The organism is Providencia sp. PROV197 (assembly GCF_028479625.1).
Lineage (GTDB): Bacteria > Pseudomonadota > Gammaproteobacteria > Enterobacterales > Enterobacteriaceae > Providencia > Providencia vermicola.
Genome location: NZ_JAMPNZ010000021.1, coordinates 124258 through 150427, shown reverse-complemented (window position 1 = coordinate 150427; position 26170 = coordinate 124258). Strand labels below are relative to the sequence as shown.

The 26170-nt window shown below is 36.7% G+C and carries 29 protein-coding genes; 13 read left to right on the top strand and 16 right to left on the bottom strand.

Annotated elements, in window-relative coordinates; translation table 11 throughout:
- Positions 1-31 precede the first annotated feature (31 nt).
- From PR808_RS12860 to nqrE, 3 genes are all read right to left on the bottom strand, one after another.
- Positions 32-355, bottom strand: coding sequence for a helix-turn-helix domain-containing protein (locus tag PR808_RS12860; RefSeq protein ID WP_206086416.1), 324 nt, complete (start codon positions 353-355; stop codon positions 32-34).
- Between the two features lie 739 nt (positions 356-1094).
- Entirely contained in the window at positions 1095-1304 is a 210-nt protein-coding gene (locus PR808_RS12855; protein ID WP_206086420.1) for a hypothetical protein, read from the bottom strand.
- 588 nt (positions 1305-1892) lie between these two features.
- The gene (nqrE, locus tag PR808_RS12850; RefSeq protein ID WP_206086428.1) at positions 1893-2492 is read right to left on the bottom strand and encodes an NADH:ubiquinone reductase (Na(+)-transporting) subunit E; all 600 of its coding nucleotides are present in this window, start codon (positions 2490-2492) and stop codon (positions 1893-1895) included.
- Between the two features lie 641 nt (positions 2493-3133).
- Here nqrE and PR808_RS12845 point away from each other — a divergent pair.
- Complete coding sequence (locus PR808_RS12845) at positions 3134-3523, top strand: nuclear transport factor 2 family protein (protein WP_206086433.1); 390 nt, start codon at positions 3134-3136, stop codon at positions 3521-3523.
- Between the two features lie 98 nt (positions 3524-3621).
- Here PR808_RS12845 and PR808_RS12840 read toward each other — a convergent pair whose 3' ends face one another.
- Together PR808_RS12840 and PR808_RS12835 are read right to left on the bottom strand one after the other, a co-directional pair.
- Complete coding sequence (locus PR808_RS12840) at positions 3622-4464, bottom strand: MBL fold metallo-hydrolase (RefSeq protein ID WP_272539434.1); 843 nt, start codon at positions 4462-4464, stop codon at positions 3622-3624.
- Positions 4465-4621: 157 nt separating this feature from the next.
- Positions 4622-6289 (bottom strand): methyl-accepting chemotaxis protein, encoded by a 1668-nt coding sequence (locus PR808_RS12835; protein WP_206086437.1) that lies wholly within the window; start codon positions 6287-6289, stop codon positions 4622-4624.
- Positions 6290-6658: 369 nt separating this feature from the next.
- Between PR808_RS12835 and PR808_RS12830 the strand changes: the two genes are divergently transcribed.
- Positions 6659-6997, top strand: a complete 339-nt coding sequence (locus PR808_RS12830; protein ID WP_206086439.1) for a GlpM family protein — start codon at positions 6659-6661, stop codon at positions 6995-6997.
- Between the two features lie 98 nt (positions 6998-7095).
- Entirely contained in the window at positions 7096-7497 is a 402-nt protein-coding gene (locus tag PR808_RS12825) for a hypothetical protein (protein ID WP_206086441.1), read from the top strand.
- A 54-nt stretch (positions 7498-7551) separates the two neighbouring features.
- Here the strand turns inward: PR808_RS12825 and PR808_RS12820 are convergent, their stop codons facing one another.
- Together PR808_RS12820 and PR808_RS12815 are read right to left on the bottom strand one after the other, a co-directional pair.
- Entirely contained in the window at positions 7552-8334 is a 783-nt protein-coding gene (locus tag PR808_RS12820) for a class I SAM-dependent methyltransferase (RefSeq protein ID WP_272539433.1), read from the bottom strand.
- 87 nt (positions 8335-8421) lie between these two features.
- Positions 8422-8913: an N-acetyltransferase gene (locus PR808_RS12815; RefSeq protein WP_272539432.1), complete on the bottom strand. Its 492-nt coding sequence runs from the start codon at positions 8911-8913 to the stop codon at positions 8422-8424.
- A 127-nt stretch (positions 8914-9040) separates the two neighbouring features.
- Here PR808_RS12815 and PR808_RS12810 point away from each other — a divergent pair, with 127 nt between their 5' ends.
- Positions 9041-9385: a DMT family protein gene (locus PR808_RS12810; RefSeq protein WP_206086451.1), complete on the top strand. Its 345-nt coding sequence runs from the start codon at positions 9041-9043 to the stop codon at positions 9383-9385.
- 61 nt (positions 9386-9446) lie between these two features.
- Here PR808_RS12810 and PR808_RS12805 read toward each other — a convergent pair whose 3' ends face one another.
- Positions 9447-10598, bottom strand: coding sequence for a pyridoxal phosphate-dependent aminotransferase (locus PR808_RS12805; RefSeq protein WP_206086457.1), 1152 nt, complete (start codon positions 10596-10598; stop codon positions 9447-9449).
- 269 nt (positions 10599-10867) lie between these two features.
- Between PR808_RS12805 and PR808_RS12800 the strand changes: the two genes are divergently transcribed.
- A complete protein-coding gene (locus PR808_RS12800; protein ID WP_206086459.1) occupies positions 10868-11371 on the top strand; it encodes a DUF1543 domain-containing protein in 504 nt (167 codons plus the stop codon).
- Positions 11372-11425: 54 nt separating this feature from the next.
- Here PR808_RS12800 and PR808_RS12795 read toward each other — a convergent pair whose 3' ends face one another.
- Together PR808_RS12795 and PR808_RS12790 are read right to left on the bottom strand one after the other, a co-directional pair.
- Positions 11426-11776, bottom strand: coding sequence for a hypothetical protein (locus PR808_RS12795; RefSeq protein WP_206086461.1), 351 nt, complete (start codon positions 11774-11776; stop codon positions 11426-11428).
- Positions 11777-11941: 165 nt separating this feature from the next.
- A complete protein-coding gene (locus PR808_RS12790) occupies positions 11942-12166 on the bottom strand; it encodes a HEAT repeat domain-containing protein (RefSeq protein ID WP_206086463.1) in 225 nt (74 codons plus the stop codon).
- 278 nt (positions 12167-12444) lie between these two features.
- Between PR808_RS12790 and PR808_RS12785 the strand changes: the two genes are divergently transcribed.
- Positions 12445-12816 carry a hypothetical protein gene (locus PR808_RS12785; protein WP_272539431.1) on the top strand — a complete coding sequence of 124 codons (372 nt, stop codon included), beginning with the start codon at positions 12445-12447 and terminating at the stop codon, positions 12814-12816.
- A 57-nt stretch (positions 12817-12873) separates the two neighbouring features.
- On the opposite strand, the gene PR808_RS12780 is transcribed toward PR808_RS12785, so the two are convergent.
- Positions 12874-13245 carry a hypothetical protein gene (locus tag PR808_RS12780; RefSeq protein WP_241016902.1) on the bottom strand — a complete coding sequence of 124 codons (372 nt, stop codon included), beginning with the start codon at positions 13243-13245 and terminating at the stop codon, positions 12874-12876.
- Positions 13246-13602: 357 nt separating this feature from the next.
- Positions 13603-13854: a DinI-like family protein gene (locus PR808_RS12775; protein WP_206086467.1), complete on the bottom strand. Its 252-nt coding sequence runs from the start codon at positions 13852-13854 to the stop codon at positions 13603-13605.
- A gap of 598 nt (positions 13855-14452) precedes the next feature.
- Here PR808_RS12775 and PR808_RS12770 point away from each other — a divergent pair.
- Both PR808_RS12770 and yddG read left to right on the top strand, forming a co-directional pair.
- On the top strand, positions 14453-15913 hold the full coding sequence (locus tag PR808_RS12770) for an alanine/glycine:cation symporter family protein (protein WP_206086469.1): 1461 nt from the start codon (positions 14453-14455) through the stop codon (positions 15911-15913).
- A gap of 162 nt (positions 15914-16075) precedes the next feature.
- Positions 16076-16972 carry an aromatic amino acid DMT transporter YddG gene (yddG, locus tag PR808_RS12765; protein ID WP_206086477.1) on the top strand — a complete coding sequence of 299 codons (897 nt, stop codon included), beginning with the start codon at positions 16076-16078 and terminating at the stop codon, positions 16970-16972.
- A gap of 47 nt (positions 16973-17019) precedes the next feature.
- On the opposite strand, the gene yidA is transcribed toward yddG, so the two are convergent.
- Entirely contained in the window at positions 17020-17832 is an 813-nt protein-coding gene (yidA, locus tag PR808_RS12760) for a sugar-phosphatase (protein ID WP_206086479.1), read from the bottom strand.
- 226 nt (positions 17833-18058) lie between these two features.
- Positions 18059-18442: a helix-turn-helix domain-containing protein gene (locus PR808_RS12755; RefSeq protein ID WP_206086481.1), complete on the bottom strand. Its 384-nt coding sequence runs from the start codon at positions 18440-18442 to the stop codon at positions 18059-18061.
- 346 nt (positions 18443-18788) lie between these two features.
- On the opposite strand from PR808_RS12755, the gene mgrB reads away from it, so the two are divergent.
- Together mgrB and PR808_RS12745 are read left to right on the top strand one after the other, a co-directional pair.
- Entirely contained in the window at positions 18789-18923 is a 135-nt protein-coding gene (gene mgrB, locus PR808_RS12750; RefSeq protein WP_432652755.1) for a PhoP/PhoQ regulator MgrB, read from the top strand.
- Positions 18924-19154: 231 nt separating this feature from the next.
- Positions 19155-20528, top strand: a complete 1374-nt coding sequence (locus tag PR808_RS12745; RefSeq protein ID WP_272539430.1) for an amino acid permease — start codon at positions 19155-19157, stop codon at positions 20526-20528.
- A gap of 62 nt (positions 20529-20590) precedes the next feature.
- On the opposite strand, the gene pagP is transcribed toward PR808_RS12745, so the two are convergent.
- Positions 20591-21166 carry a lipid IV(A) palmitoyltransferase PagP gene (gene pagP / locus PR808_RS12740; RefSeq protein WP_206086485.1) on the bottom strand — a complete coding sequence of 192 codons (576 nt, stop codon included), beginning with the start codon at positions 21164-21166 and terminating at the stop codon, positions 20591-20593.
- Between the two features lie 574 nt (positions 21167-21740).
- Between pagP and PR808_RS12735 the strand changes: the two genes are divergently transcribed.
- The 3 genes from PR808_RS12735 to thiD all read left to right on the top strand — a co-directional run bounded on the left by PR808_RS12735 (position 21741) and on the right by thiD (position 25116).
- The gene (locus PR808_RS12735) at positions 21741-23297 is read left to right on the top strand and encodes a YjjI family glycine radical enzyme (RefSeq protein ID WP_206086487.1); all 1557 of its coding nucleotides are present in this window, start codon (positions 21741-21743) and stop codon (positions 23295-23297) included.
- Positions 23269-24135 (top strand): YjjW family glycine radical enzyme activase, encoded by an 867-nt coding sequence (locus PR808_RS12730; protein WP_206086488.1) that lies wholly within the window; start codon positions 23269-23271, stop codon positions 24133-24135. Before PR808_RS12735 ends, PR808_RS12730 begins: the two co-directional genes overlap by 29 nt.
- Positions 24136-24318: 183 nt before the next feature.
- A complete protein-coding gene (thiD, locus tag PR808_RS12725) occupies positions 24319-25116 on the top strand; it encodes a bifunctional hydroxymethylpyrimidine kinase/phosphomethylpyrimidine kinase (RefSeq protein WP_272539429.1) in 798 nt (265 codons plus the stop codon).
- A 49-nt stretch (positions 25117-25165) separates the two neighbouring features.
- Here thiD and yegS read toward each other — a convergent pair whose 3' ends face one another.
- Complete coding sequence (gene yegS, locus PR808_RS12720; RefSeq protein WP_206086493.1) at positions 25166-26065, bottom strand: lipid kinase YegS; 900 nt, start codon at positions 26063-26065, stop codon at positions 25166-25168.
- Between the last annotated feature and the right edge of the window lie 105 nt (positions 26066-26170).

The following is a 26170-nucleotide window of genomic DNA, read 5'->3' as shown; positions in this document are numbered from 1 at the left end:
TAGTTATTGATCCTGATGTTGATGAGGCATTTTATATATAAAGATATTGATTTTCTCTAGATGATGGATTTAAATATAAACTTAATCCTAAGTCTATAATATCACCTTCATTTTCCAGCTCCTTCAGTAAAGAAACAAAAAAAGATTCTACACTGATATTTAATTTGATAAGAAACAGTAGGATTAAACTGAATGAAATTGTATTAATACCATTTTCATAACGTGAAATTTGTTGCTGACTAACATGAAGTAATTCGCTAACTTCAGCACCAGTCATATCATTTTCAATCCGTTTTTGCCTTAAATAATTTCCCACTAAGGTATTAACTTTGCTATTTAAAATAGCACGATTCATATCAACCTCTTTTTTATTAAGAATTTTCTGAGATAAAAACTAGTCAAATATTTATATCAAGTACAATCGTTTTAAATACTTGTTTTCCAATTTTTAATTGGTGGTAGCTATCAAATGAAATTAAACAATCGTTTGATTTTAGTGGTAAGGTAGTCTCAACATATTGATAAATAAGTTTATAAACCAATTTGTTAATTTTATGTATTTTATACAGCGAATTTTGTGATTATCACAAATACTCTTATCACGTGTATATGCGATAGCATTTTTCATGTATTAATAAATAATAATATGAACTATTATTTTATGATGCTTGTTTGGTTTTTTATTTATTCAATATTTTTATTATTCTTTTTTATCAATTTGAGACAAAATTTATTATTATTTTTTACATAGATAAAACAATATTGAAATGAAAGTTTACCAGTAGAAAAGATTTGTTACAAATATTTTCTAGAATAGGTATTAGTTGCTTTGTTACTTATTTGGAATGAGTTCATTGTATCGGAACGTATCGATGCTCTATATCAAAATTGGGCGTAATAGTTTAGTTTATCGGTATGTCATTTTAAAACTTGATGATTTTAACTAATTATTTTTCAATCATAGATACTCATATACCTAGAGGGTATTAGATGATGGTGGGGTTCAGATGACCCTCTGATTAAAAGGTGAGTTTTGTCTGGCCTAAGCCAGTATGAGATAGATGTATTGGGATAAAGTGAATGTGGTGCCTAGTTTATCCATTGGAGCAATGTTCAAAATTATGTTTAACCTGTTTAATTGCTTGTTTCTCAATATCTCTTAATGTGAGATTCATCATATCCAACCCTTTGATATCCATTTTTAAATGGTGAGTAGATTTATCATCTCCACTTAGAATGAGGTCTAAACCAATTATTTTGGAGTTTTCTTCTAAGATACTTATTTGGGTCAAATTAAATCGCATAGTGCCACCTTAATTGTAAATATCCAATTGATGATTTTGATAAAGTTGGTATTACTGTATGCTAAATAACCATGTATTACCTTAACAAAGGGTTAAATAATGTAACAAGTAGCATGAAAAGAAAGATGAAATGACATCTAGGGGGACAGGGGTTCTAAAGGGATATAGTGAAAAGAGAAATGTTCTCATCTAATTATATGACTAATTTTACAATATTATTCGTTGTATAAAATGTAATTAGCAAATATAGCACTTCAACGTGAATACTGTTCTTTATAAAAAAGCCCCTGCAAGCAGGGGTATCTAATGGAAATGTATCTGTATAATTATAGTTATAAAGTGCCTATCGTTTGAGTCGGCAATTGAATCATACCAGTATTTATCTTTTAATCCAATTTAGAGTAAAAATAAAAAAGTGATAGAAGTTACAGATCGGATAGAAAGAGTAGGGGGATTGAGAAAAAGCTAGGACGAAAGAAAGGGGTAGCCTCTTAGCAAACAAGTTTAAATGTTAAAAAGTAATGTCCTTATTGGCTTTTTAACATTATAGAATGAGATGATTTTAGAAATGTGCTATTCAATGCAAAATTAGAGCGAAATACCTGAAAAAGACATAAAGCCAAGCGACATTAAACCTACGGTAATAAATGTTATTCCTAATCCTCTTAATCCTTTTGGAATATCAGAGTATTTCATTTTTTCACGAAGACCCGCAAGCGCAATAATAGCCAACATCCAACCTATCCCACAACCAGCACCATAAACAACAGATTCTGTGAATGTATAGTTCCTTTCAACCATAAAAATGGTTGCTCCAAAAATAGCACAGTGAATAGTTAAGAGTGGTAAGAAGACCCCCAGTGAGTGATAGAGGGAAGGTATAAATTTATCTAGGAACATTTCTAAGATCTGGACTAAAGCGGCTAGAACAGCAATAAATGTGACAAAGGATAAAAATGATAAGTCAATACCTTCAGCTATAGCTCCGTCTCGAAGAACATAGTTATAGATCAAGTTATTGATGGGCGTAGCGATAGTGAGTAAGACAACAACGGTTAGACCTAATTTAAACGAGGTTTTAACCTCTTTGGATACCGCGAGGAAAGTACACATTCCGAGGAAAAAGCTCAAGGCCATATTTTCAATAAATGCAGCTCGAATAAATATGTTTAAATGATTTTCCAGCACAAATCCTCCTTTATATATGTCATGATTACATTTAACAGTAAAAACATACGATTATATTAAATGTTTCCTATATAAGTAGGGGGGGGATATGTATAAAACTGCCCCCCCAATAAATTAGGGATATCGTTTTCAGGACTTATCCAAGATTACTTGGAAAAACTGAGTCTATGAAGTTACTGAAAGTGGTAAATACTATAGCTTAAGATTATGGATAAAAGCATAAGAATTAGCAAGATACATTATTTTATAAAAGCGTGAAATTTACGAAGAATATGATATTACACATGAATTTTGTGATCTAAAGCAAAAAATGGAGTAAATGGCTTAAAAATAAATGATTTTTTCCATATTTTCTTTGTTTTTATGAGTAATTTTTATAAAATTAATCCATATACCAGTATGAATTATAAGGTTATTTATTGGTGTTAATATGCGTTAAATGGTTTTAATATTAAAAAAACAAAATGTATCTCAAAGAAATAACATGAGCCTGATTTAATGTGGAGGGAACATTTGGGCTATAAAAAGCATAAAATGCTGAAGTTAATAGAATGCTTAATTAAATATAAGTGTTCCCTTGAAATCGTTGGTTTACAACATATAACAGAGTAAAGGCATTTATAAAAAACAAGAGGTAAATAGTGGGAAAAATACAGTTGGTTAAACAAGCTTTAGATTCTGTGTTAGGAACGCAAATCGGATCACTATCTGTTATAGAGCAGTTTTTCTCTAGAGATTACATTCAAATAGTCGATGGTAAAGAAATTGGCTTTGATGAGTTCGTTGCGCATATGAAGGTGTTAGAGGAAGCAACTGAATCAATTACGATAACAATTAAATCTATCGCAGAGGGAGATAACTGCGTTCATACTCAACATATTGCAAAGGCAATGAAAAAAGACGGCTCTTACAGCGAGTATGAAGTATTTGCCTGTTTTACTGTCTTAGATAATAAAATAGTACGTTGCGAGGAGCTTACGCGGATGACTCAAGGTAATAAACACGACAGTGATTTAGGGTCAAGAACTTAACGTATTTATATGTAGATAATTTTCTGAATGGAAAGGTAATTTTTTTGTTCATCAGATTAGCTGCAAGAATATGCCCAGCTTACTACTGGGCAATCAAGTTAACTTGAATAAGTGAGCTGTAAGCCAGCACCAACCTCTTTAACAGGAGCATGCTTAGCTAAGTGTATCTTTGCTGCAAGGTCAGTACAGTGGCATGGGTGGATGTGCAATAAGTCCTGTTGAGTAAAGTAGTTGCCAGTCTGTTCTAAAAGATCATCTGAGGCTTGTTGTAAGTGAAAACCGCCAATTACAGTGACTATTTTATTTATCCCAGTGACGTATTTCGCATATTCAACAATATTGCAAATACCTGAATGAGAACAACCTGTTATTACAATCAGTCCTTCTGTTGTTGTAACTGCCAGAGCGGTGTCATCAAGGACATAGTCATCAACGTGTTGTTGGTTTTCATTAACCATAATACCGATTGGGTCTTTTCCTTCAAAATTATTATTCCGAGGTATTTGGCCTAAAAATATAACGTTATCAGATAAATAGTATGGCTTTATAGATTCTATACAAGTGAAGTAGGCATCGAGTACATTTTTTGGGGTGTTTGCTCCAATCACTTTCGATTGAAACTGTTTTGGTTTTAATGCATCTGGATGATAAATAAGCTGTTTGGGGTGGTTTTCCTCAACGTTACGACGGTCAAAATACTGAATCAAATGACCTAATCCCCATGTGTGATCATTGTGGCCATGAGACAGTACAAGGTCGGTAATATCGGCTAGGTCAATATTGAGTATATGGGCATTATTAATAAAAATATCAGAGTAACCTGTATCAAATAATATTTTTTTGTCATCAGCTTCAATGTGATAGCAGACACCTGGCTCACCGCAAAAATAACTGTCGATGAGAGTGTTATTATCAACAAGAACGGTAATTTTAATTGTCATATTGGCTCGTCGTTATTCGAAATAATCGTTACATGTTATATCAGATAATTTGTTAGAAATATTCAATGGTAGTCAAACATGAATAAAGAAGAAAAAATACGAAAGAAAATAAAAATATGGGCACCATGAATAGTGCCCAACGGTTTAATAATTTAATTTAGTGGAGTTTTTTAATTGGTAGATCTTTTTTTTGCTCAATACTGTCAGATTGTTGTGTATCTTCGGCTTCAACGTGGAAGATAGAAATTATCTCTTCCAGTAAATTGGATTGAGACTCGAGTGCTTTTAGTGAAGATTGTAATTCACGTGTCATTGAAGCATTCGCTTGAGTCGTGTTATCTAATTCGTTGATAGCTAGGTGGATCTGGCTTACACCGTGAGTTTGCTCATTAGAGGCAAGGGCAACGCTTTGGATCATTTCGTTAATATTAGAGGTATCTTGAGCAATAGAGACAATATTATCGTTAGCATCTGCCGCCAGTTGGAAACAATGATTAATTTTATCATTTGAATTATTGATTAGTAATTTAATCTCTTTGGATGCTTGCGTACAGCTTATTGATAACTCGCGAACCTCATTAGCGACGACAGCAAAACCTTTCCCATGTTCACCCACTCGAGCGGCTTCAACAGCTGCATTAAGCGCCAACAAATTCGTTTGGAAGGCAATATTATCAATTGTAGATGTAATTTTGCTGATTTCTTTAGAGAAGTCGACGATATCATCCATATTCTCGACGACATCAGAAATTAGCTCATTGCTCTTATCTATGGTAATACTCGTTGCAGACATAAGCTGACAAGATTGATTTGTATGTGCTGTATTGAGCTTAAATGAAGAGTCGAGTTCTTCAACGCTGGCGGCAGTTTCAACAATTGCTGCGGCTTGCTGGTCTGCTCGGATGGACAAATCATGGTTCATTTGCGTAATATCATTCAACTCAACTTTAATATGGTGAGTGTTGTCATAAATATTTTTTACAATTTCAATAAGCTTACTTTGCATATTAGAGACATGCATTTTGAGCAGTTTTATTTCAGAAAGACCTTTATTATCAAATTGATGATAAAGAATACCTTGGCTGACTTTTTCGATACCATCAATAACTTGGTTGAGAGGGCGGATAAAGAAAAATTGCAAAATAAAACGGATGAATAGCGTGACAATGGAGATTATTGTAATGATCACAATAAGACCAATTATGCTTTGGTGATAAAGCTTTTCGCTTGAAATAGCGATGTCATGGTAATTTTTATTAAGCTGTTGGTGATAATTTATGTAATTTTTTTCAAATGCATCTTGAAATGATTGTGTGGGTTGATTTAAAAAATCGTAGGTTTTTCCTTCAACTAAGAACACAGAAAGTTCATTCAGTGCGGCATATAATGTATTATACGATTTTTCTAAATCGGTGAAAGCTGCATTGTTTTGATACATGGAACTTTCAGAAAAATTTTTCCAATATGTATTGGTTTGTGTCATTTTTTGATGGTAAAACTGAATAAGGCTGTCGATGTCAGTATTCGACGTTTTCATTTTATTGATGATCAATAAATGGCGAGAGCTTGCGCGGTTTAAGGTATTGCGTGCTTGAAGTAGAGATTGCCACGTATTGTTTAATTCAGTTTGCTCATTATAAATTATATCCAGGTCATTGAGTGTTGCTTGATACTGTTTTAACGAGCTAAAGAAAAACCAGCAAGTAGACAGTAGTAGTGTGATCAGCAGTCCTGAAATAAACCAGACCAACGTCGTCGTTTTGAGGCCAGTGAAGGTAAATTTAGCTGAGTTAAATTTAATTTTTTTTGAAGTATCAGACATCATTGATTATTTCCTTTCATACCATCGAGCAGTATGTTTTGAATACATACAAATAACGACTTTCAGACATAACATTGTTAGCGATAAGTGAATCAAAATTATCCTATAGACTAAAACGTTATATATAGTCACGCGAAAGCATCAGGCGTAGGGACTAACTCAATGTATCGGCACTCGTGATGGATACTTTACATGCAATAATATGACTTAGTTCATAAAAATGAATGAAATCTAAGTGTGTTTACTTATTTTTTGGAATGGTTAACAAAATGAAAAGAAAATTTATGAGCTATTGTTTGAATTGATAATGCTGTTAACTTTTCAATAGTAAGAAATGATAATAAGCTAAATGTAAAAAGGAATTAAACTCTTATGTTTTCATTATTCTTAAAATGTCTAATTGGTGCTGTAGCTGTACTTATCATTGCATTATTTTCACGGAGTAAAGTTTATTATATTGCTGGGTTGGTGCCTTTATTTCCAACTTTTGCGCTTATCGCACATGTGATTGTTGTGCAGGAGCAAGGCACTGAGGCATTAAGAAAAACTGCATTATTTGGGTTATGGTCATTAATTCCTTATGCTATGTATCTACTTACAGTTTATATATTTGCAACGAAAATGACGGCTTGGGGTAGTTTGAGTTTAGCAACAATAATATGGATAATTACTGCTGCTATTTTAGTTTATATTTGGCAACTTATTCAGTAGATTATAAAAACAAATGGCCTGATTCGCTTTGAGGTCGCAAAACAATAAGTATAAACTATAATGATGTTTACTGTTTTCTCATGGATTATCTATATAAAATGTTATTAAGATCTTTAGTTCTATTACTTGTTGCTGGGTGTGCATACATAGCGGGGATCATGACCGAAGTGACTATTGACCCAGAATTAGATACGGATAGTAGAGTGAGAAGCTCAGTTGAAGACTTCTTGGCATATCCGTCGGCAGCAACGTACAAAAATGTAAAATATTATGTACTAACGAAAAGTGATGAAGGTGAGGAAACAGGATACTACTGCGGTGAAGTCTTTGGTTTTGAAAATGAATTACCCCATGGCTATAAGCGATTTATTGTTAGGCTACATAAGAATAAAACGGGTAAGGTGATGATTTCAATTCCATTTGTTGAAAAGACAGATGATATTATTCCCCCTGAACAATTTGAATCTGTTTGGGAGCGCTATTGCCACCGTGGTGAATAGCCTATCTTAGAAAATTAACATTGATTAGCTAATAGTCTAACTAATGTAGGATTTTTAGCGGATTTTAATCGCTAATGTTGATAGGAATGTTGGTAAATAACGGTCAACAATAAAACGTGGATGTGGCTGCCAATCTTCCTCAAATCCTGCAATATGAAAGCCAGCTTTAATTTGTCCACCAATTAAATCATTTAAAGAATGGCCAAACACAAAGGCTTCTTGGTGTTCAGTCTTGTATGCAATTTGCTCTTCAGATAAAGTGCTTAATTCCGAAAAAGGCATAGTATAACTTGGTTTTATAAGGCCTTGCTCATGGTATTTTTTATCCCGGTCGCCAATAAAAACTACGGGGTTAAAAAAGCTAGATAATAATTTTCCTTCTGTTTTTAATACACGATGGCATTCTTGCCATACAGGATTTACATCTGGAATATATAGGTTAGATATAGGGTGGAAAATAATATCAAATTCTTCGCGAGCAAACATAGATAACGAACGCATATCACCTTGTACAGTTTCTAATGTTAAATGATCGCGTTCTGCGACCATTATATCTTGTTCAAGTTGTTTTATTGAAAAGTCAAAAACGGTAACTTGAGCACCCGCAGCTGCTAATACAGGAGCTTGCTGACCGCCGCCAGATGCAAGGCAAAGAATTTTTTTCCCTTTAATATCACCTAGCCAATCTTTTGATACTGGGGTAGGGGTAAGGTGAACTTGCCAGTGACCTTGTTTAGCATCATGAATGGTTTGTGAATCCACTGGTGTCGACCAAGCTTGTTGCGACTCTGCCTGTTTGTCCCATGCCTTTTGGTTTACAGTAAGAAAATCTGTCATAAAATGTACTCTTTAATACAATAATGTATCTAGTTTATCAAAACGTGAGCAAATTAAAATAAAAATGTACTGGGTGGTACTAAAAAATTATCTGCCGATAACTAAATAGTATTCTATTTCATCGAAAATAAAGTTAGCGACAACACTCATACCTAATTTCTGGTGAGCCGCTAATGAACGTAAATTTTTTGTGTTAATAAAAGCAACAGGTTTACCTGTATTGAGTGCGCAAACTTTGTCATATAAAGTTTTGAGAATATCTTTGCCTCTGTATTCTTTATTGATACAAACAGGCCCATAAAACCAATTATTTTTAACTAGGTAAGGAAACTGTTCGATAATAAATGAAGCTAAAGGGGGTAATGTGGCCGATGACGACCTAAAGCTAAAAACCACACCGATAACGTCTTGAGCCGCTACCGCAATAATGGTTCCTGAGCTTCCCATCAACATATCCTTAACCTTAGGAAGTGGAAATTCGCCAAGAAGCTCACCATGGTTAGAAGGGGCATTAGCTTGTAATAAATGAGCGACTTTGAGGCTATCTGTCAGATCCATTAAGCGATATTGAATAAACATTTAACTCTCCATTTGTCTTAGCTGAAATAAATTTTAGAATGAAATAATTAGCCTAATTACACCTTATTGAAATCGTGATTTTTTCATTTCATAATGATGAAAATTATCTTCTTACTATGAAATTAACATGCTAGCAAAATTATACCCTGTATTTTTACTTATCATTTCAAATGTGTTCATGATGTTTGCTTGGTATGGACATTTGAAGTTTACGACGAAACCTTTATATGTGGTGGTATTTTTTAGTTGGCTAATTGCTTTTGTTGAATATTGCTTTGCTGTACCTGCAAACCGGTTGGGGCATCAGTTTTATAGTGCTGCAGAATTGAAAACAATGCAGGAAGTTATCACTCTTTGTGTTTTTGTGCTCTTTTCAGTTTTATATTTAGGAGAGAGTATAACAGTTAATCATATTATTGGTTTTGCCCTTATTTTTGTGGGGGCCTTCTTTATTTTCAAAGGCCCTTTTTAAAAAATAAAAGGGGGAGATCAATACCTGTTCCTTTTATTTTGGTAGCGCTGGAGGGGCTATGTTATGCCCAACCTTTTTTGTGAAATTCTTTTAGGACTGTGACGAATTGTTCCATTTCTTCAGGAGTTCCTAATGTTAAACGGTTCCAGCCTACAGCGGGTGGGAATTCTCTTCCTACCATCACATTTGCATCTGCCATGCGTTGCTTATAGGCTTTTACATCACCTTTTACTTTATGGAAAATAAAGTTTGCCTGTGATGGGGCATATTCGAGTCCAATTTCTTTTAGTGCAGTTTCGACAATTTTACGCGATAAATTATTGGATTTAAGACTGTTTGCGATAAAGGTTTTATCTTTTAATGAGGCGAGGGCAGCAACAGCTCCTGCTGTATTTGTGTTATCAATAGATAAAAATTCATCTACGGCAGTAATAACCTCTGGTATCGCTATTCCATAACCAACACGTAATCCCGCTAGCGCAAATATTTTTGAAAATGTTCGTGTAACAATAAGATTTTTTTGGCCTTTTTTAACTAATTCTATTGCACTGACAAAGCTAGGGTCTTCGACAAACTCAGCATAAGCCTCATCAACAATAAAAAATTGGTTATCGGGAGCTTTACTCATCCAGCCATCTAACTGGCTATGAGGGGTAATCATGGCAGTCGGGTTGTTTGGATTACAGATATAAATCATGGATAAACCATCAAAATTATTTGCCGCTTGCTCCATTTTTTGTAAATCAAAAGATAAATCTGCTTTTAGAGGAACCTTTGTAATTTGTACACCAAGTGGAAGTGAGTACAGCTCGGCATAATTAAATGTAGGATCAGGGGTAACCAGTTGAATTTTGATCCCTTGGTTTCTAGCTTTATTTGCCAACATGGCAACAGTGGCTTGAATGGTTTCTGATGAGCCATTACCGATGCTGACATGTTTATCAGATAAATCATAAAGAGAGCCAATACTGGTGATTAATTCAGCTCTAGCATCGTCAGGATAGCGAAAAGAATTAGGTAACGCGGCAATAATTGCATCTTTAGCCTTTGGTGACATCCCTAATGAGTTTTCATTGAAATTAAGCAATAAAGGATGCTTAGCATCAGGTAGTTTTACCGATGCTGTGTTAGCAGACGCTTGATTTATAAATGTATTTAGCGCTAATCCACCTGCTACTAATGAAGTGGATTTTAGAAATGAACGACGATCCATAATTATTCCCTGAAATTATTATTCTTGAGCTCATTAGATTACTCAAAATAACCTCAAAGTAAATAATTATATGGTTAAAATGACTTTTTATTCACTTTTTATGTTGCTGATAGTGATCTCGGGTAGAAGGAGTAATGCTAATAAAGCTAATATGATGAAAACCATAGATAAAAATTTAGGTTGTTATTTTCTGCAAAATGGAAGATTGCAAATTGAATTTTAATGGTTATATAATTTATTATATAACAAGGTGGTAAATTGGAGTAAGAATGAAATTATTTATGTTTTACATTGGTGGTAATGCAGGCAAATCAAATATAGAGGTTCACGATATCCAGTTTGTTATTGCAGAAAAACCAGAGGATGCTTGGCCTACATTGAGAGAAGCTTGGTTTGGTGATAAAGATAAGATTCATATTGACGGCTATGCAGTTATTACATGGGCTGATGGTTTTGATGTGATCCTAAGCCGAGAACCATCAAAAACTAGCCATAAATTATATTTTGTTAATGTCGGCGGGTATACTCCAAACAGCTTAGCAGAATTACACGAGTTTGATCTTTTTGTTGCGAAAACAGCGGATGATGCAAAACAAAAGGCAATTAAAAAGTTGCTAGTTAACAGTGAACAACAACATAAAGATAATTTGAAAGATGTGGATGACTGCGTATTCCTAGAGCAAGTTGGTGATTTTTATATTCACCTAACAGAAAACAAACAGGGAGAACACTTTGTCCCACAGTGGCAAGGTTATCAGCCTATTGGCCTGTAAGAATAATCAGGTCAAATAACTAACAGGGTAGCATTTACTACCCTGAGTTTTCAATTACTGGGCTTGTACTGGTGTATTCGGTGTGATTTCGACCACGGCAACTTTAACCATATATTGTTTGCCGTTTTCACCTTTAGGAACATCTGCAACTATTTTTTTAAGAGCTTCTTCTGGTTGACTTGTTTGTATTGACGTTGAATATTGCATCATACCTTGGTGGTGTCTATTATAGTTATTATTGCGATAGTTATCGCAAGGGCGATTATTATACTGTTGCTGATTTTGGTACCCGCCTCGATGCCAAGAACCATTACTATTTCCGTAGCCATCACCATGATATGCGAATGTTGAGAAACTTGCTGCCAATAAACTTGTCGAAATAATTAACGGTTTAAGAATATTCATATTTAATCCCCTTTAGAATATTTATTAATTATTATATTGGCAGTTAAATAAATTAATTCAATTTAATTTACTTATATAAATGAATAAATCATATTTCATACAACTTTAATTCATTATTTCTTCATAATGAAGATGAATTGTTAAAATAATTAAATTACCGTTAATTTATGGGTTTTCTGAAAAGAATTTAGCAAGTTTGCTGAGTGAGGTGATTGATGCAACAGCAATATCTTTATTGTAATCGTCGCATAGATTTAATAAGCGGTCTATGGCATGTTGCTGTTCAATAGAACATTTATAATCACCGAGTGCATTAATTGCTGCAATTTTAACATCATTGTTTGTACCATAAGTTAATTCAACTAAATTTTTAACGATTTTTTCTTTCATAAATTAATTAACAATAAAGATATTGGAATGTGTTAAGTATAAATCGATAAGAAAAAACTTAAAATGTTTTTTTTATCAATGATTAATAAAATAATATAAAAACAACTAATGCTAATGAAAATAAATGATTTTCATTAAAAAATGTTATTGGTTATTAAATAATAAAATGCGTACAAGAAGTCACAAACTAGCGGCCTCAAAGGCTCATTTTGTTCACTGTTATGGCACTTATGTCATTATAATGAGTTAAGCAAACATATCATATGAAGGATAACTGGTTGAAACGTATAAAAACAAAGCTCTTGATCGTTTTATTGTTAGCTCTAGGGGTTTTTGGCTATCATTTTTATAGCACTATTGGTGATTCAGACGTTGAAAGTACAGCTAAGCAGTTGGTAGATAAGAAGTTAAACCAATCAGGCGAGATTACATTTAAGGACGTCAGAATCGCTTTGAAGAGTGAATATAAAGAGGGAAATAGCTACCGAGTTTGTGGGCTATATCGTAAGTCTTCGCAAGATGAGATGCTTCCATTCGTTGCCAACGTGAGTGTGCAGGATGGTAAAATTTCAGAGCATACTCAACTGATTGTGAGTGAAACATCAGAGCTAAAATTATCAATAGAAAAATTATGTGCTAAAGCACCTTAATATGAAAAAGAGCGCAATTTTACTGTTGCGCTCTTATCTCGATGAGATTTATTCTGATTACGACTTGTTCAGGAGTAACTCAGTCTGAATTTTACACGCAGAGATTGAGTCATTTAATGATTTAGCAAACTCTTCGTCATTCTTGAACTGAGATTTATTGCTACGAATTGCATCAATAGCGGATGTGAGGTTTTGGCGAAGGTCTGTCTCAACTGTCTCCAGCTTTTTCAAATCGACATTTTCATTTTTTAATTTTGCAATTGTTTCAAGGGTTAGGTCACTACTGCTTTTGTTAGTGCTGTATGCTTCGTTTAGCGCTTGACCTGTTATTTCACAATAATCCTTGGCCAGTTCACTAATATTTAAAGGGGCATTGGCTGCCATGGTTATAGCTGGTGACAGGCAAAGAGCCAGTAATAAACGCTTCATAGTCATACCTCTGTTTGCACTCAATGAATAGTTATTCTAAATAATATCTAGAAATTACTATAGCAGATTAGGACTAAAACGGGGATGTTGTGTTGCATTTCGCACCATTTCATAAAAAAGAGCCAGTATAAATACTGGCCGCTATAAATTAGCAAAAGCAATGTAAATGAAAATTACGTTATATACTTTATCATATAACGATTAAGGGTAAAGCGATTTTAGTGAAGAGAGTGAAAATACCTTGTTAACTATGATCTTGATCAGGCTTTAGGGATATGAAGATAAAAGTTGGGAGGGAAGAGATAAGAAGCTGACTGTTGCTATAAAGCGACTGTCAGCTGCTGTAAATAATGGTGATTAATTATTTTTTAGCCAATGGCCGTGTTTTAAAACATCTTCAACAAGCTCATGTAAAACGATATGAGCTTCATTATCGTTATGAAAACCCTTAGTTGAGAAAGTTGTTGGCCCACTATCATGGGTGATCAATAAGTTACTGCTAGGGTAGACCTCTAAAACACGCGCTTTTAGCTCTGCACAAAACGCATCATAAGTTTTAGCAGGGAGCTGTTCAATTGAGTCATCAGATACTTTAATCGTAATTTCCATATGTTAACCTCTTGTCAATAAAGCGAATTTACGTTCAGTGTATTGTTATCAGAAAGTATAAGCAATATTCGTTTTTTGATTATCATAATGTGACTTTATGTACTGAGTTTTTTTATGAAATAATAAAATAGCACTATTTTAAATTTAAATTAAAAATGGTTATTGCTTATTTTAAATTTAATTTAAAAGCGAGTTTTATATTTAAAATAATAAATTTAATTTAATTTTATGTAATGAATTAAGATTAACCATTAACTGAAATAGTTAATGGTCTAAATAATCAGCTAAAAATCAAACGATTGATTGTTTAAGTCGGGTAATTTTCTTTTGTTTTTATACCTTTGATTTTTTTGATTATTTTATTTTTTCTGCATTTGGCTTAATTGGTTTTTTTGTATTTTTGGCGGTTAATGAACAGTGAGAAGAGAAATGAATTTACATTAAAGATAAAAAAATATAATTTCATGACAGATTGGATTTTACATTAATTATATTTTTGTTTTTATTTTAGTGGTTATATTTAAATGTTTAGCTGATATGGGGCAAAATTAATTGCTAACGAGTTACGTTAGCTTATTTAATAAAAAAGGAGAGTAATTTGATAGAATTTATAAATTCATTAACGAATATTATTTGGGGTTCGCTACTCATTTATTTGCTACTCGGTGCAGGGTTGTATTTCACGATTCGTTCAGGTTTTATTCAAATTAGGCATTTTAGTCATATGTTTGGTATTCTGAAAAATAGTAAACAATCTGATAGTTCTGGGATTTCTTCATTCCAGGCATTATGTACCAGCCTAGCAGCGCGCGTTGGAACAGGAAATTTAACGGGTGTCGCTATCGCATTAACAGCAGGGGGGCCTGGTGCGATATTTTGGATGTGGGTAGTGGCTTTACTTGGAATGGCAACGTCATTTGTCGAATGTACACTAGCACAGCTGTATAAAACAAAAGATGACCAAGGAAACTATCGTGGCGGGCCTTCTTATTATATGCAAAAGGGCCTGAATCAACGTTGGATGGGTATCCTTTTTTCTGTTTTTCTTATTATTGCATTTGGGTTAGTATTTAATGCCGTTCAGGCTAATTCAATCGCTCAAGCGACCGCAGTTGCTTTTGACTTCAACCCACTTTATGTCGGTATCAGCTTAGTTATTCTGAGTGGTGTGATTATTTTTGGTGGATTAAAATCAATAGCAAAAGTGGCAGAGCTTGTTGTACCTATTATGGCGCTCGCTTACCTGCTTTTAGCTTTCTGGGTTGTTGGACACCATATCGAACGCTTACCCGATGTGTTTATGATGATTATTCGTAATGCCTTTGGGCTACAAGAAGCTGCAGGAGGCGCAGTGGGTTATGGTGTCGCCCAAGCGATGACTCAAGGCATTCAGCGGGGCTTATTTTCTAATGAAGCGGGAATGGGGTCAGCACCAAATGCAGCAGCATCAGCCTCTCCTTACCCACCTCATCCAGCTTCCCAAGGATATATTCAAATGCTTGGGGTCTTTATGGATACAATCGTGATTTGTAGCGCAACAGCGATTATTATTTTATCGTCTGGGGTATTAGATAGTGGGGTTGATAAAATTAATGGCATTGAATTGACACAGTTAGCATTGTCATCAGCGGTGGGAAGTTGGGGGAGCACATTTATTGCGATCGCGATATTTTTCTTTGCTTTTACGTCAATCATTGCAAATTATGCTTACGCAGAAAGTAATATGATCTTTTTGGAGAATAACCATACTGCGGGGCTATTTATTTTCCGTATAGCGGCACTTGGTATGGTGATGTTTGGTGCGTTGGCTGAAATGCCATTTATCTGGAAGTTAGCTGATTTATCTATGGGGTTAATGGCTGTGACAAACCTCATTGCAATTCTTTTATTATCGGGGATCGCATTTAAACTAGCCAAAGATTACAACCAACAATTAGCCGCGGGGAAAATTCCCACATTTGATATCAACCAACATCCTGAATTAAAAAAACAATTTGAAGAAGGGATTTGGGAAAAAGATCAGGTTGAAAAATGGGTTGAAAAAGAAAGCTCCCGTTAATTAATAAGATATTAAATCATAAAATTCTTAGGGTAATACCTAGGAATTTTTTTTATGTAAAGAAAAGTGCTTGCATTCCAATGTGTTGAGCTATAAGGTTTTTTAAAAGAATAACCATTTTGTTATCGAACATATTGTTTGGGGTAACTGGCAGAGAAAATCATGAAATTAGGTCAATACGCAGCGACACTGTATGGGGTTATTTCTATCCTATTGTGGAGCACCATGGTTGGGCTGATCCGTAGTGTTAGCGAAAACTTCGGCCCTGTCGGTGGCGCGGCATTAGTGTATACCATTGGTTCGATTGTTTTAGTTTTAGCAATGGGCCTTCCAAAGATAAAACAATACCCTAAACGTTATTTATTTTGGGGGACATTACTGTTTGTTAGCTATGAAATATGTTTTGTGCTAGCACTGGGTTTAGCCAATAATCGTCAGCAAGCGATTGAGCTAGGAATGGTGAATTATCTATGGCCAAGTTTTACTATCGCTTTAGCTGTTTTTTTTAATCGCCAGCGTTTTACCGTATTACTTGCTATAGGGTTAATTCTTGCGTTTATGGGGCTTGTCTGGGTTATTTCTGGCGATCAGCCACTTTCCACTGAGTCTATTTTAGCCAATATTCAAAGTAACCCACTCTGTTATTTTCTAGCCTTTATTGGCGCGATCTTCTGGTCATTTTATAGCAATGTAACGAAACGTATTTCAGGTGGGCACAATGGAATGGTGTTATTTTTTATAATGACGGCAATAGGGCTGTGGATTCTCTATTTATTTAGCACACCAAGTGAATTTAATCTTACGACAAATAGCCTGACGCTTCTCCTTATCGCTGCTATTGCGACAGGTGGGGCGAATGCATTGTGGACTTTCGCTGTTATCAAAGGCAATGTGGCCTTTTTGGGCACACTTTCATATTTCACACCCGTTATTTCAACAGCCTTTGCATCCATTTTATTGAGTACTGCATTAACACTCGGTTTTTGGCAAGGGGTATTAATGGTAACAATTGGTTCAATTATTTGTTTTCTTGCGACCAGGCAAAAGCAGGTTAAATAGAGAGAAAACAGCTCAAAAGGTGGGCTGTTTTCTGTTTGATTTAGAGATTACACATTAATAAATTTATTTATGGCGATCGCCACACCATCTTCTTCATTGGTTGTGGTGACAAATTTTGCCATTCTCCGTATGGGCTCAGCCGCATTTTCCATCGCGACAGAAACGCTGGCATATTGCAGCATTTGAATATCATTATTTTGATCGCCAATACTCATGACTTTATCGGGTGTAAGGCCTAATTTTTCACAAATAATCTGAAGTGCAGCACCTTTATTCGCTGCTTTATTAGATATTTCAAGAAAATAAGGGCTGGTTCTCGTTAAGGCATAATTGTCGAAGACATTTTCAGGAATGTAACTAATACCCGTTTCTAGGGTTTCAGGATGGTCAATCATCATAAACTTCGTGAAAGCAAGGGACGTGTCCATTTCATTGACAGGACAATAAACCAATGGGGTATTAGTGAGATAGGCATCCATCACAGTATAGTGGCTAATATGACGATTAGCAGTGAACATCGTATTGTCCGCAAGTGCATGCATGTGAATACCTACATTTCTGGCAAGTTCTTCAAAATACTGAAAATCATCAAAATCTAACGGTACTTCCACTAAATGGCTGCCATCGCTAGCTTGATGGATAACACTGCCATTATTACTTATGCAATAATTATTAGCGGTATTTAAGCCTAACTCTTTAAGGTAAGGGGCGATCCCTGAAAAAGGGCGTCCTGATGCGAGTACAACATAAACCCCTTTTTGACTGGCTTGTATGACGGCATCTTTAACTGCTGGGGAGATTTGGTGTTGGGGATTGAGTAATGTGCCATCTAAATCAATAGCAACCAGTTTGATAGACATCCACTGCCTCCTGAAGTTAATACATTACCACAGTACCTTACTCTAATTATTCGGAATGTAAATTATCTAAGTGGGTATAAATTAAGTTATGGATACGCAAAAGTGTCCTTGAACAGTGCATAATTTCAGCGGCTGTTCAAGGTATTAAACTGGATGCTTGGTTGAAATGACAATGTGTTAGAACATTAATTAGTAAATTCAAAGAATTAATGTGATTAACACATGTTCACTCATACTCTCGGGTTAAGTGCAGTGGTTGTTTTACATCGAGTTGAATTTGGTCATTTTGCCTAAAATCAAAGGGTGTAATGCCATACTCTTTACGGAACATATAGGTAAAGTGAGATTGGGAACCAAAACCAAAATCGAGAGCGATATCAAAGATAGATTGGCTACTATTACGTAATAAATTAACAGCCCCTGCTAAACGGCGCTGGCGAATGTATTTTCCTAAGGAAATTCCGGTGACTTCTTTGAATATTTTTTGCATATGCCAAAGTGAGTAGCCAGAGTAGGCTGCGAGCTCTTCTAGATGTATGACTCGACCCAAATGTTCTTCTATCCATTTACTCAACGCATAGACAAGTGCTAAGTGGTTATCTTGTGGCATCTCAAATAATTTCTTGTTTTACGGTAGTAGAAGTATACACAACTTCATTTCCCCATGACAAAGGCTGGTTGTGCGATATTCAGCAATTTTTGAATAAAAAAAGCACAAACAGAATAAGTTAACAAAGGATAGCGCTTAAAATAAGCATAATTATTGTAAAGATGTGCCAATTGCTTATTTTCCTCAAATTTCAAGTAATGAATTGGCGTACTATTCGCTATTCGAAAATTTACCCGCAATGCAGCCAAAATGCACAGTCATAAAATGATAGTGCATAAGCATTGTAATCATTTGAAAGATAAAAATCATCTTTGTTATTCTGAAGGAATGCCCAGTGTTCAGCCGTATCATTGTTATCACCGTGAGTGTTTTGTTAGTTTGCTTGTTTCTTTACTTACTTGCTATGGATAACGTGTGCGATCAAGGTGGAGATAACTTTATTGTTGGAATTTGTCGTGTAACCGACTTGTTACCATTTTGAATTTGCTTTTTAATGCACAATACTTGATATTGAAGCGCGATAATAATTATTCAGTATCGTTGCGTAATGGATGAATAAAGGTAGGCAATAAATCAAAAATACCTTTAAGTATTTTAAATGCAAAAACAGCATCATAAGAATGTGGTTTTAATAAGAAAATTCAAATAAACTTGTCCGATTATTATAATTTTGGACGATAAAAAGCAAGTAATAGGACAAAAGGGTAAAGTTATGGCGCAAGAGCAGCAAATGCTAAAGCGGGGATTGAAAAATAGGCATATCCAGTTGATTGCATTGGGGGGCGCCGTTGGTACAGGCTTATTCCTTGGGATTGCAACAACCATACAAATGGCAGGGCCATCTGTTCTTTTAGGTTATGCATTGTGTGGCGTTATTGCCTTTCTTATTATGCGTCAACTGGGCGAGATGATTGTTCAAGAACCCGTTGCAGGTTCTTTTAGCCATTTTGCCTTTAAATATTGGGGTGGTTTTGCGGGTTTTTTATCTGGCTGGAACTACTGGTTTATGTTTATTCTTGTCGGCATGACGGAGTTAACTGCGGCAGGGAAATACATGCAACATTGGTGGCCTGAGCTACCAATTTGGGTATCAGCAGTGATATTTTTTATCGCCGTTAATGCGGTAAACTTGATTAATGTTCGTTCTTATGGTGAAACTGAATTCTGGTTTGCATTAATCAAAGTTGTCGCTGTTGTTGCGATGATAATCTTTGGTTGTTATCTCCTGCTAAGCGGTCACGGTGGGCCACAAGCTAAAGTGAGTAACTTGTGGGAATATGGCGGCTTCTTTGCGAAAGATTTTCATGGTCTCCTGATGGCACTTGCCATTATCATGTTTTCGTTTGGTGGTTTAGAGCTGGTGGGGATCACGGCGGCAGAAGCGGAAGACCCTGAAAAAAGCATTCCAAAAGCCATCAACCAAGTTGTTTACCGCATCCTGATTTTCTATATCGGTTCACTTGCAGTGCTGTTAGCGCTTTACCCATGGGTTGACCTTGATGGGAAAACGAGTCCATTTGTCTTAATTTTCCATGAATTAGGTGACTTGCTGGTTGCGAACACCTTAAACTTTGTCATCTTGGTTGCGGCGCTTTCTGTGTATAACAGTGGTGCTTACGCGACAAGCCGCATGCTATTTGGTTTGGCTCAACAAAATAATGCCCCAAAATTCTTATCTAAAGTGAATAAAGGTGGGGTTCCTATTATGGCATTGCTGGTTTCAGGTATTGCAACGTCAGGTGGGATACTGATTAGTTTTGTGATGGAAGGAAAGGCATTCGAATTATTAATGTCTTTAGTCGTCACCACATTAGTATTGAACTGGATTATGATTTGCGTTTCGAACTTGAAATTCAGAGCGGCAATGAATAAACAAGGTGTAGCAACTAAGTTTAAGAGTATCTGGTATCCATTTGGTAACTACCTGTGCTTAGCTTTCTTATTGTTAATTCTAGGGATTATTTTAACGATGGACGGGTTACGCGTTTCTGTTCTGATGATCCCGGTATGGATTGGTGTGCTGTGGATTGGCTATCAATTCTCTGGTGCGAAGAAGCAAGATGTCGCGAAACGCCAACAAAGCTAGAATTAAACGTTAAAAAAAGGCCAGTAGATAAAATCTCTGGCCTTTTTTGTATCACAGGGTTTTTACCACTGCCAACGCAACCAGGCAAATAGCACGTTTCCGTTATTGTAGGTTCCTGGAATATACGTTGCTTGAAGTGAAAGCCTGTCATATTCCACCGAAACTAAAGGAAGCGGTGCAGGGATTGGAATGTAATACATGTCCTTGCGTGCTGTGACACTTAGCGTGAAACCTGCTCCCATTCGAAAACCATCAAGATCGCCAGGGATCCACATTTTTTGATAGGCATAGCCACCAATTGGTTCCCAGTCGTTATGTGAATCTTTAAAGGCCATTGCATAAATAGCGTGCCAGTCATTATCTTCATCATAACGGTATTTACCAAAACCAATTCCCCAAGGACGTTCGTTGTATTCATCTGTTTTCTTCTTGTCATACATTGCACGGTTGTGCCATGTGACCGCAGGAACATACAGTTCATACTTATCGGAATCCCAAGTGGAACTGACATTCCCTTTGAAAGTATCCCAAAGATTGGTTGATTGGTTTTGTGCCAATGCAGGTGTTGACATGCAGACGGAAGCACCCATTAATATTGAGGCACCGATGACCCATTGTCTTTTTTTATAAACTCTCATTGAAGATCCAGTTCTTTATCGCTGATATAAATGATAATTAGCTCGCTAATGATTGTTAGATTAGCATTTTTATAATAATTATTAGCTGAATTATTTTAATTAAGATACACAAAAGATGACAGTATTTATTCAATTGTTAAGAAAAAATAATTAAGTGAGGCTATCCTAACAAGGTTATACAAGTAAAATTATTCATGGGGTATATATTAGCCTAAATTCACATTATTTCAGTGTATAGCTTTCCTAAAAAGTGTTCACGGAGGGCTTGAGCGATATTTTGAGGGGGAGGTCAGTTTCTAGACTTCAATTACATCATGGCTCGATAAGAAATGACGATTACTACACATATTGCTTGTTACTAATAGATTGTAATTTCAAAATATTTTAGGCTTTTACGGTGTTGTTATTAATAATGTTGACGCCGTAGACATTTATGAGAAAAAACGTGCAAACAATTCAAAAAAGTATGACGGGCGTCAAACCAAGAAAGCGCTCAATGGGATGAAATGCGTCTATAGGCGGCATATTGACTGCCCAAGGTGTGCTACTGCACCTAGACATATAAGGAACTCCTATGATGAAGCGCCAAGAACCTTTAACCGATTACCAAGCCAAATGTTTGGCCATCGCCACGGATAAGTTATTATCACCCAGACAAAAAGCTAACTTTTTAGCCATTGAGGCGGAAAGCAATATCCCCTATCTTTCAATGAGCAAGCCCTTAACTGAAGCGTTAAATGAGCGTGTTATTTGCGACATGTATGAAGGGAATGCGCCTTATAAGCCTCGTTATGTTTTACCTGATTATGTGAAGTTTCTTAAACAGGGCTCCAGCTACTTAGAGTTAGCCCCAGCAGAAGACTTTGACGATGCACTTAATCATTTGATGATTATTTATAACCATGTGCCTTCTGTCACTGGATTCCCCGTTTTTCTTGGGTACCTTGATAAAATTTTAATGCCTTATGTGGGGGAGTTGACGGAAGAGCAACTTTATCCGAAATTAAAACGCTTTTGGGTAATGTTGGATCGCACGTTACCTGATGCATTTATGCACGCGAATATTGGGCCTGATGACAACATTATTTGTCGGCTTATTCTGCGTATTGATGCGGAATTAAAGCAGGTTGCGCCAAATTTAACGTTTGTTTATCACCCGCAAAGAACCCCTGAATCGCTTTTTTTACAAGCCATTGAGAACATTTGTGAATGCAGTAAGCCGCATATTGCCAATGACCTTGTGCATAGTGCAGCATTCGATGAGCAAGGTTATGGTATTGTCAGTTGCTATAACTCTTTGCCTGTTGCGGGTGGGGGGAGCACATTGGTGCGAATCAACCTGCGTGAAGTGGCTTTACGCAGCCAAAACTCCGATGATTTCTTACAAAATCAACTGAAAAAATATTGCGATTTACAAATGGAGCTCATCGAAACGCGCAGTGCGTTTTTATTTGAAGAGTCTAACTTCTTCCAAACTAGCTTCCTTGTGCACGAAGGATTGATTGAGCCACGGCGTTTTGCGCCGATGTTTGGTATTTTTGGTTTAGCAGAAGCCGTCAATCTGTTAATGGAAAAAGATGGGCGAAAAGGCCAATATGAGCCAAATTCACCCGCGTTGCCGTTATCTTATCAAATCAGTGAACAACTTGCTGATTATGTTGAGTCGACCCCCGTTAAATATGGTTATAAACAGCGGGCGATGCTGCATGCTCAATCTGGGATCAGTTCAGATATTGGCACCACGCCAGGAGCGCGGTTGCCTTATGGGGAAGAACCAGACCCCGTTTCACACATTCAAGCCGTCGCGCCGCATCATAAACACTACCTATCTGGGATCAGCGACATCTTAACGATCGATGAAACTATCAAGCAAAATCCGCAAGCGCTCTTGCAGTTGTGTAAAGGGGCATTTAGCTGTGGAATGCGTGAGTTTACGGCAAATGTGGCTAGCAATGATTTAGTGCGCGTTACGGGGTATATGGTACGTTTGTCCGATATTGAAAAATTCAAAACAGAAGGGTCGAGAAGTAATACCACATGGTTAGGGGAGGAAGCGACAAAAAATTGCAAAATTACGGCAAGGCAACAGCGAGTGATTAGCCATGAGCAATCGATGCGCTACACTGAATAAAATCATTCCCTTCTCGTGTGTTGATGGGCCTGGTAATCGGCAAGTTATTTTCTTGCAAGGTTGCAATTTGCGTTGCCTAAATTGCCATAACCCATACACCATGGCGTTGTGTGATGACTGTGGGGATTGTGTCGCTACCTGTCCCCATGGTGGTCTATCCATGGTGGATGGTAAAGTCATTTGGGACAATGTGGCATGCCAGCTTTGTGATACGTGCCTGCAAACCTGTACAAAAAACTCAAGCCCAATGACAATACCATTGAGCGTGAGCGAGGCCATCAGCAGCTTGAATAAAAATGTGATGTTTTTAAATGGCGTTACGATCAGTGGTGGGGAAGCGACAACCCAGCTTCCCTTTATTATTGATTTGTTTAAAGCCATTAAAGCATCACCATTACTAAATCATTTAACCTGTTTTATTGATACCAATGGTCATCTTGCAAAAGCGGGGTGGGCACGGGTGATAGACTACACCGATGGAGTGATGGTGGATTTAAAGGCCTGGAGCGATGAATGTGCATTACGATTAACAGGGAAAGATAATCAGCGCGTTTTTGAAACAATTCAATTATTAGCAAATGCAGGAAAATTATACGAACTGCGCTTATTGTATATTCCGCAGCAAACGGACTATCAAGAACACATCGATGTGTTGGCGGAATTCATCAACACATTGCCATCAGCAACACGAATAAAAATTAACGCATTTCAGCAGCACGGTGTTAAAAATGAAGCGGCAAATTGGCTCGCTGCCACGCAAACTGAAGTGGAGGCGTTTGCGGCTCAGTTGCGCGCGCGCGGTGTTGAAAATATTCATTTACCGAATGTTTATTTATAAGACAAGCTGACCCTTCTGATATAAAAATACGGTTTTAATTCACTAACTCATTAAATTTCAGTCAGTAACCGCTGGCATTTGTTAAATGTTATGAGACAATTAACGCGGTTTTATTGTTTGTTATAAACCATATCTTACATCGATGATATTGACGTATTTTCTAATTAGAAAGGGGAGTCACTCATGCGTATTAATGCGTTAACCATTGCTGGAACAGACCCATCAGGTGGTGCAGGTGTCCAAGCGGATTTAAAAACGTTCTCGGCACTTGGGGCTTATGGAACCAGCGTGATGACAGCATTAGTGGCGCAAAATACGCGTGGCGTACAATCTGTTCAGGATTTACCTGCACAATTTGTTGCTGCGCAGCTTGATTCCGTTCTCAGTGATGTGCGCATCGATACTGCTAAAATTGGCATGTTATTTAATCAAGCCAATGTGGAGATTGTCTCGAACGCATTGAAACAATATCCTATTCCGTTTGTGGTGTTAGATACCGTGATGGTTGCAAAAAGTGGTGATCCCTTACTGTTGCCAGAGGCGGTTGATGCTCTGCGCCAGCAATTATTACCATTAGTCTCATTAATTACCCCAAATTTACCTGAAGCGGCGGTATTATTAGATGAAAAAGTGGCGCAAACAGAAGGTGAAATGTTGGCACAAGGCTATAAGCTCCTTGAAAAAGGCTGCCAAGCTGTTCTGATGAAGGGGGGGCACCTGACAGATGCGCAAAGCCCTGACTGGCTAATTACCCCACAAGGGGAGTGGCGCTTTACTTCTGTACGTATTAACACAAAAAATACACACGGTACGGGCTGTACGTTGTCTGCGGCATTAGCGGCATTGCGCCCACGTCATCTTGATTGGCAGTCGACGGTGAGTGAGGCAAAAGCCTATCTGCAAGCTGCGCTAGAACAAGCTGATAGCTTGGAAGTGGGGCAAGGGATCGGGCCTGTTCATCATTTCCATGCATGGTGGTAACAAAACGAATATCAGGAAACTCGAGTCAGGTTTCCTGATATTAGACCGTTTAGGCTAACAAGTGGCATTGTGGTGGTAGTCTGCATTGTATGGCATTTGTTTGAACATGAAAGGTAAAGGAATCCCCTGATAACGGTTCTCCATCTAGGTTTAACACCATCGTGTGAGGGGAAGAAATTTTTACCCAGGTTAAGCTCTTTTCAATTAAATGCTCATTTTTATCCGTTGAAAATAAATTGCTTAATAAAGCGGGTAGTACGTCTCTTGAAGGGACTATCAGTAAATCAAGTTTGCCATCATTGATAAGTGCATGAGGGGTAAGTTGTTGGCCTCCACCCGCCTGTTTCCCATTGCCAATTGCGATAACCAGTGTTTCACCTTCCCAAGTAAAATTGTCTGATTCAATACGGCAGATATCTGTTTTTAGGGTATCTGGGCGTAAAAGGCCATTTATCACATAAGCCGCACCACCAAGTGCAGATTTAAGTGCTTCTGGCGTTTCTGTGGTGATCCGTGTGCCAAAACCCCCCGTTGCCATATTAATAAAAAAGTATTTTTCATTAACCTGAGCAATATCAATGGAAACGGCTTTGCCTTTCACTGCGAGGGAGAGTGCAGATTCAATATCTAAGGGAATATTTGCACTCGTTGCAAAATCATTTGCGGTGCCCATAGGGAGAATACCTAAAGTAGGGCGCTTTTCAGCAGGAAATTGCATGAGTGTACTTGCAACTGCATTGATTGTGCCATCTCCGCCAGCAGCAATGACAGTGGCAATATTATTCGCTATGGCATCGGCAATAAAATCATGAGTGTCTTGTATTTCCCATGGAATCCGCACTGTTATTAAATAATTTTCTTGGCGCAAATGGGCGATGGCTTTACGCAGATCAGGGTTATTTGATTGCTTGCCGTTGAGGATAATCATAGCTGACTGATATTTAATCATAAATACTCATCCATAGGGTTTATTATCTAAAATGAGTATAAGGGGATTTCATTTAAGAAAGGAAATGTTTTATCTTTTTTACAGAAGAGTGGGTCAGGAAGAGAA

Coding starts and splice junctions, on each gene's coding strand:
- pagP (WP_206086485.1), bottom strand. CDS start 21,166: ATGAGAGTTTATAAAAAAAGACAATGGGTCATCGGTGCCTCAATATTA.
- PR808_RS12790 (WP_206086463.1), bottom strand. CDS start 12,166: ATGAAAGAAAAAATCGTTAAAAATTTAGTTGAATTAACTTATGGTACA.
- PR808_RS12780 (WP_241016902.1), bottom strand. CDS start 13,245: ATGAAGCGTTTATTACTGGCTCTTTGCCTGTCACCAGCTATAACCATG.
- PR808_RS12835 (WP_206086437.1), bottom strand. CDS start 6,289: ATGATGTCTGATACTTCAAAAAAAATTAAATTTAACTCAGCTAAATTT.
- yddG (WP_206086477.1), top strand. CDS start 16,076: ATGAAATTAGGTCAATACGCAGCGACACTGTATGGGGTTATTTCTATC.
- PR808_RS12820 (WP_272539433.1), bottom strand. CDS start 8,334: ATGACAGATTTTCTTACTGTAAACCAAAAGGCATGGGACAAACAGGCA.
- PR808_RS12825 (WP_206086441.1), top strand. CDS start 7,096: ATGTTATTAAGATCTTTAGTTCTATTACTTGTTGCTGGGTGTGCATAC.
- PR808_RS12830 (WP_206086439.1), top strand. CDS start 6,659: ATGTTTTCATTATTCTTAAAATGTCTAATTGGTGCTGTAGCTGTACTT.
- PR808_RS12805 (WP_206086457.1), bottom strand. CDS start 10,598: ATGGATCGTCGTTCATTTCTAAAATCCACTTCATTAGTAGCAGGTGGA.
- PR808_RS12745 (WP_272539430.1), top strand. CDS start 19,155: ATGGCGCAAGAGCAGCAAATGCTAAAGCGGGGATTGAAAAATAGGCAT.
- PR808_RS12730 (WP_206086488.1), top strand. CDS start 23,269: ATGAGCAATCGATGCGCTACACTGAATAAAATCATTCCCTTCTCGTGT.
- PR808_RS12815 (WP_272539432.1), bottom strand. CDS start 8,913: ATGTTTATTCAATATCGCTTAATGGATCTGACAGATAGCCTCAAAGTC.
- thiD (WP_272539429.1), top strand. CDS start 24,319: ATGCGTATTAATGCGTTAACCATTGCTGGAACAGACCCATCAGGTGGT.
- yidA (WP_206086479.1), bottom strand. CDS start 17,832: ATGTCTATCAAACTGGTTGCTATTGATTTAGATGGCACATTACTCAAT.
- PR808_RS12775 (WP_206086467.1), bottom strand. CDS start 13,854: ATGGAAATTACGATTAAAGTATCTGATGACTCAATTGAACAGCTCCCT.
- PR808_RS12810 (WP_206086451.1), top strand. CDS start 9,041: ATGCTAGCAAAATTATACCCTGTATTTTTACTTATCATTTCAAATGTG.
- yegS (WP_206086493.1), bottom strand. CDS start 26,065: ATGATTAAATATCAGTCAGCTATGATTATCCTCAACGGCAAGCAATCA.
- PR808_RS12735 (WP_206086487.1), top strand. CDS start 21,741: ATGATGAAGCGCCAAGAACCTTTAACCGATTACCAAGCCAAATGTTTG.
- PR808_RS12840 (WP_272539434.1), bottom strand. CDS start 4,464: ATGACAATTAAAATTACCGTTCTTGTTGATAATAACACTCTCATCGAC.
- PR808_RS12860 (WP_206086416.1), bottom strand. CDS start 355: ATGAATCGTGCTATTTTAAATAGCAAAGTTAATACCTTAGTGGGAAAT.
- PR808_RS12800 (WP_206086459.1), top strand. CDS start 10,868: ATGAAATTATTTATGTTTTACATTGGTGGTAATGCAGGCAAATCAAAT.
- PR808_RS12795 (WP_206086461.1), bottom strand. CDS start 11,776: ATGAATATTCTTAAACCGTTAATTATTTCGACAAGTTTATTGGCAGCA.
- PR808_RS12755 (WP_206086481.1), bottom strand. CDS start 18,442: ATGCCACAAGATAACCACTTAGCACTTGTCTATGCGTTGAGTAAATGG.
- PR808_RS12855 (WP_206086420.1), bottom strand. CDS start 1,304: ATGCGATTTAATTTGACCCAAATAAGTATCTTAGAAGAAAACTCCAAA.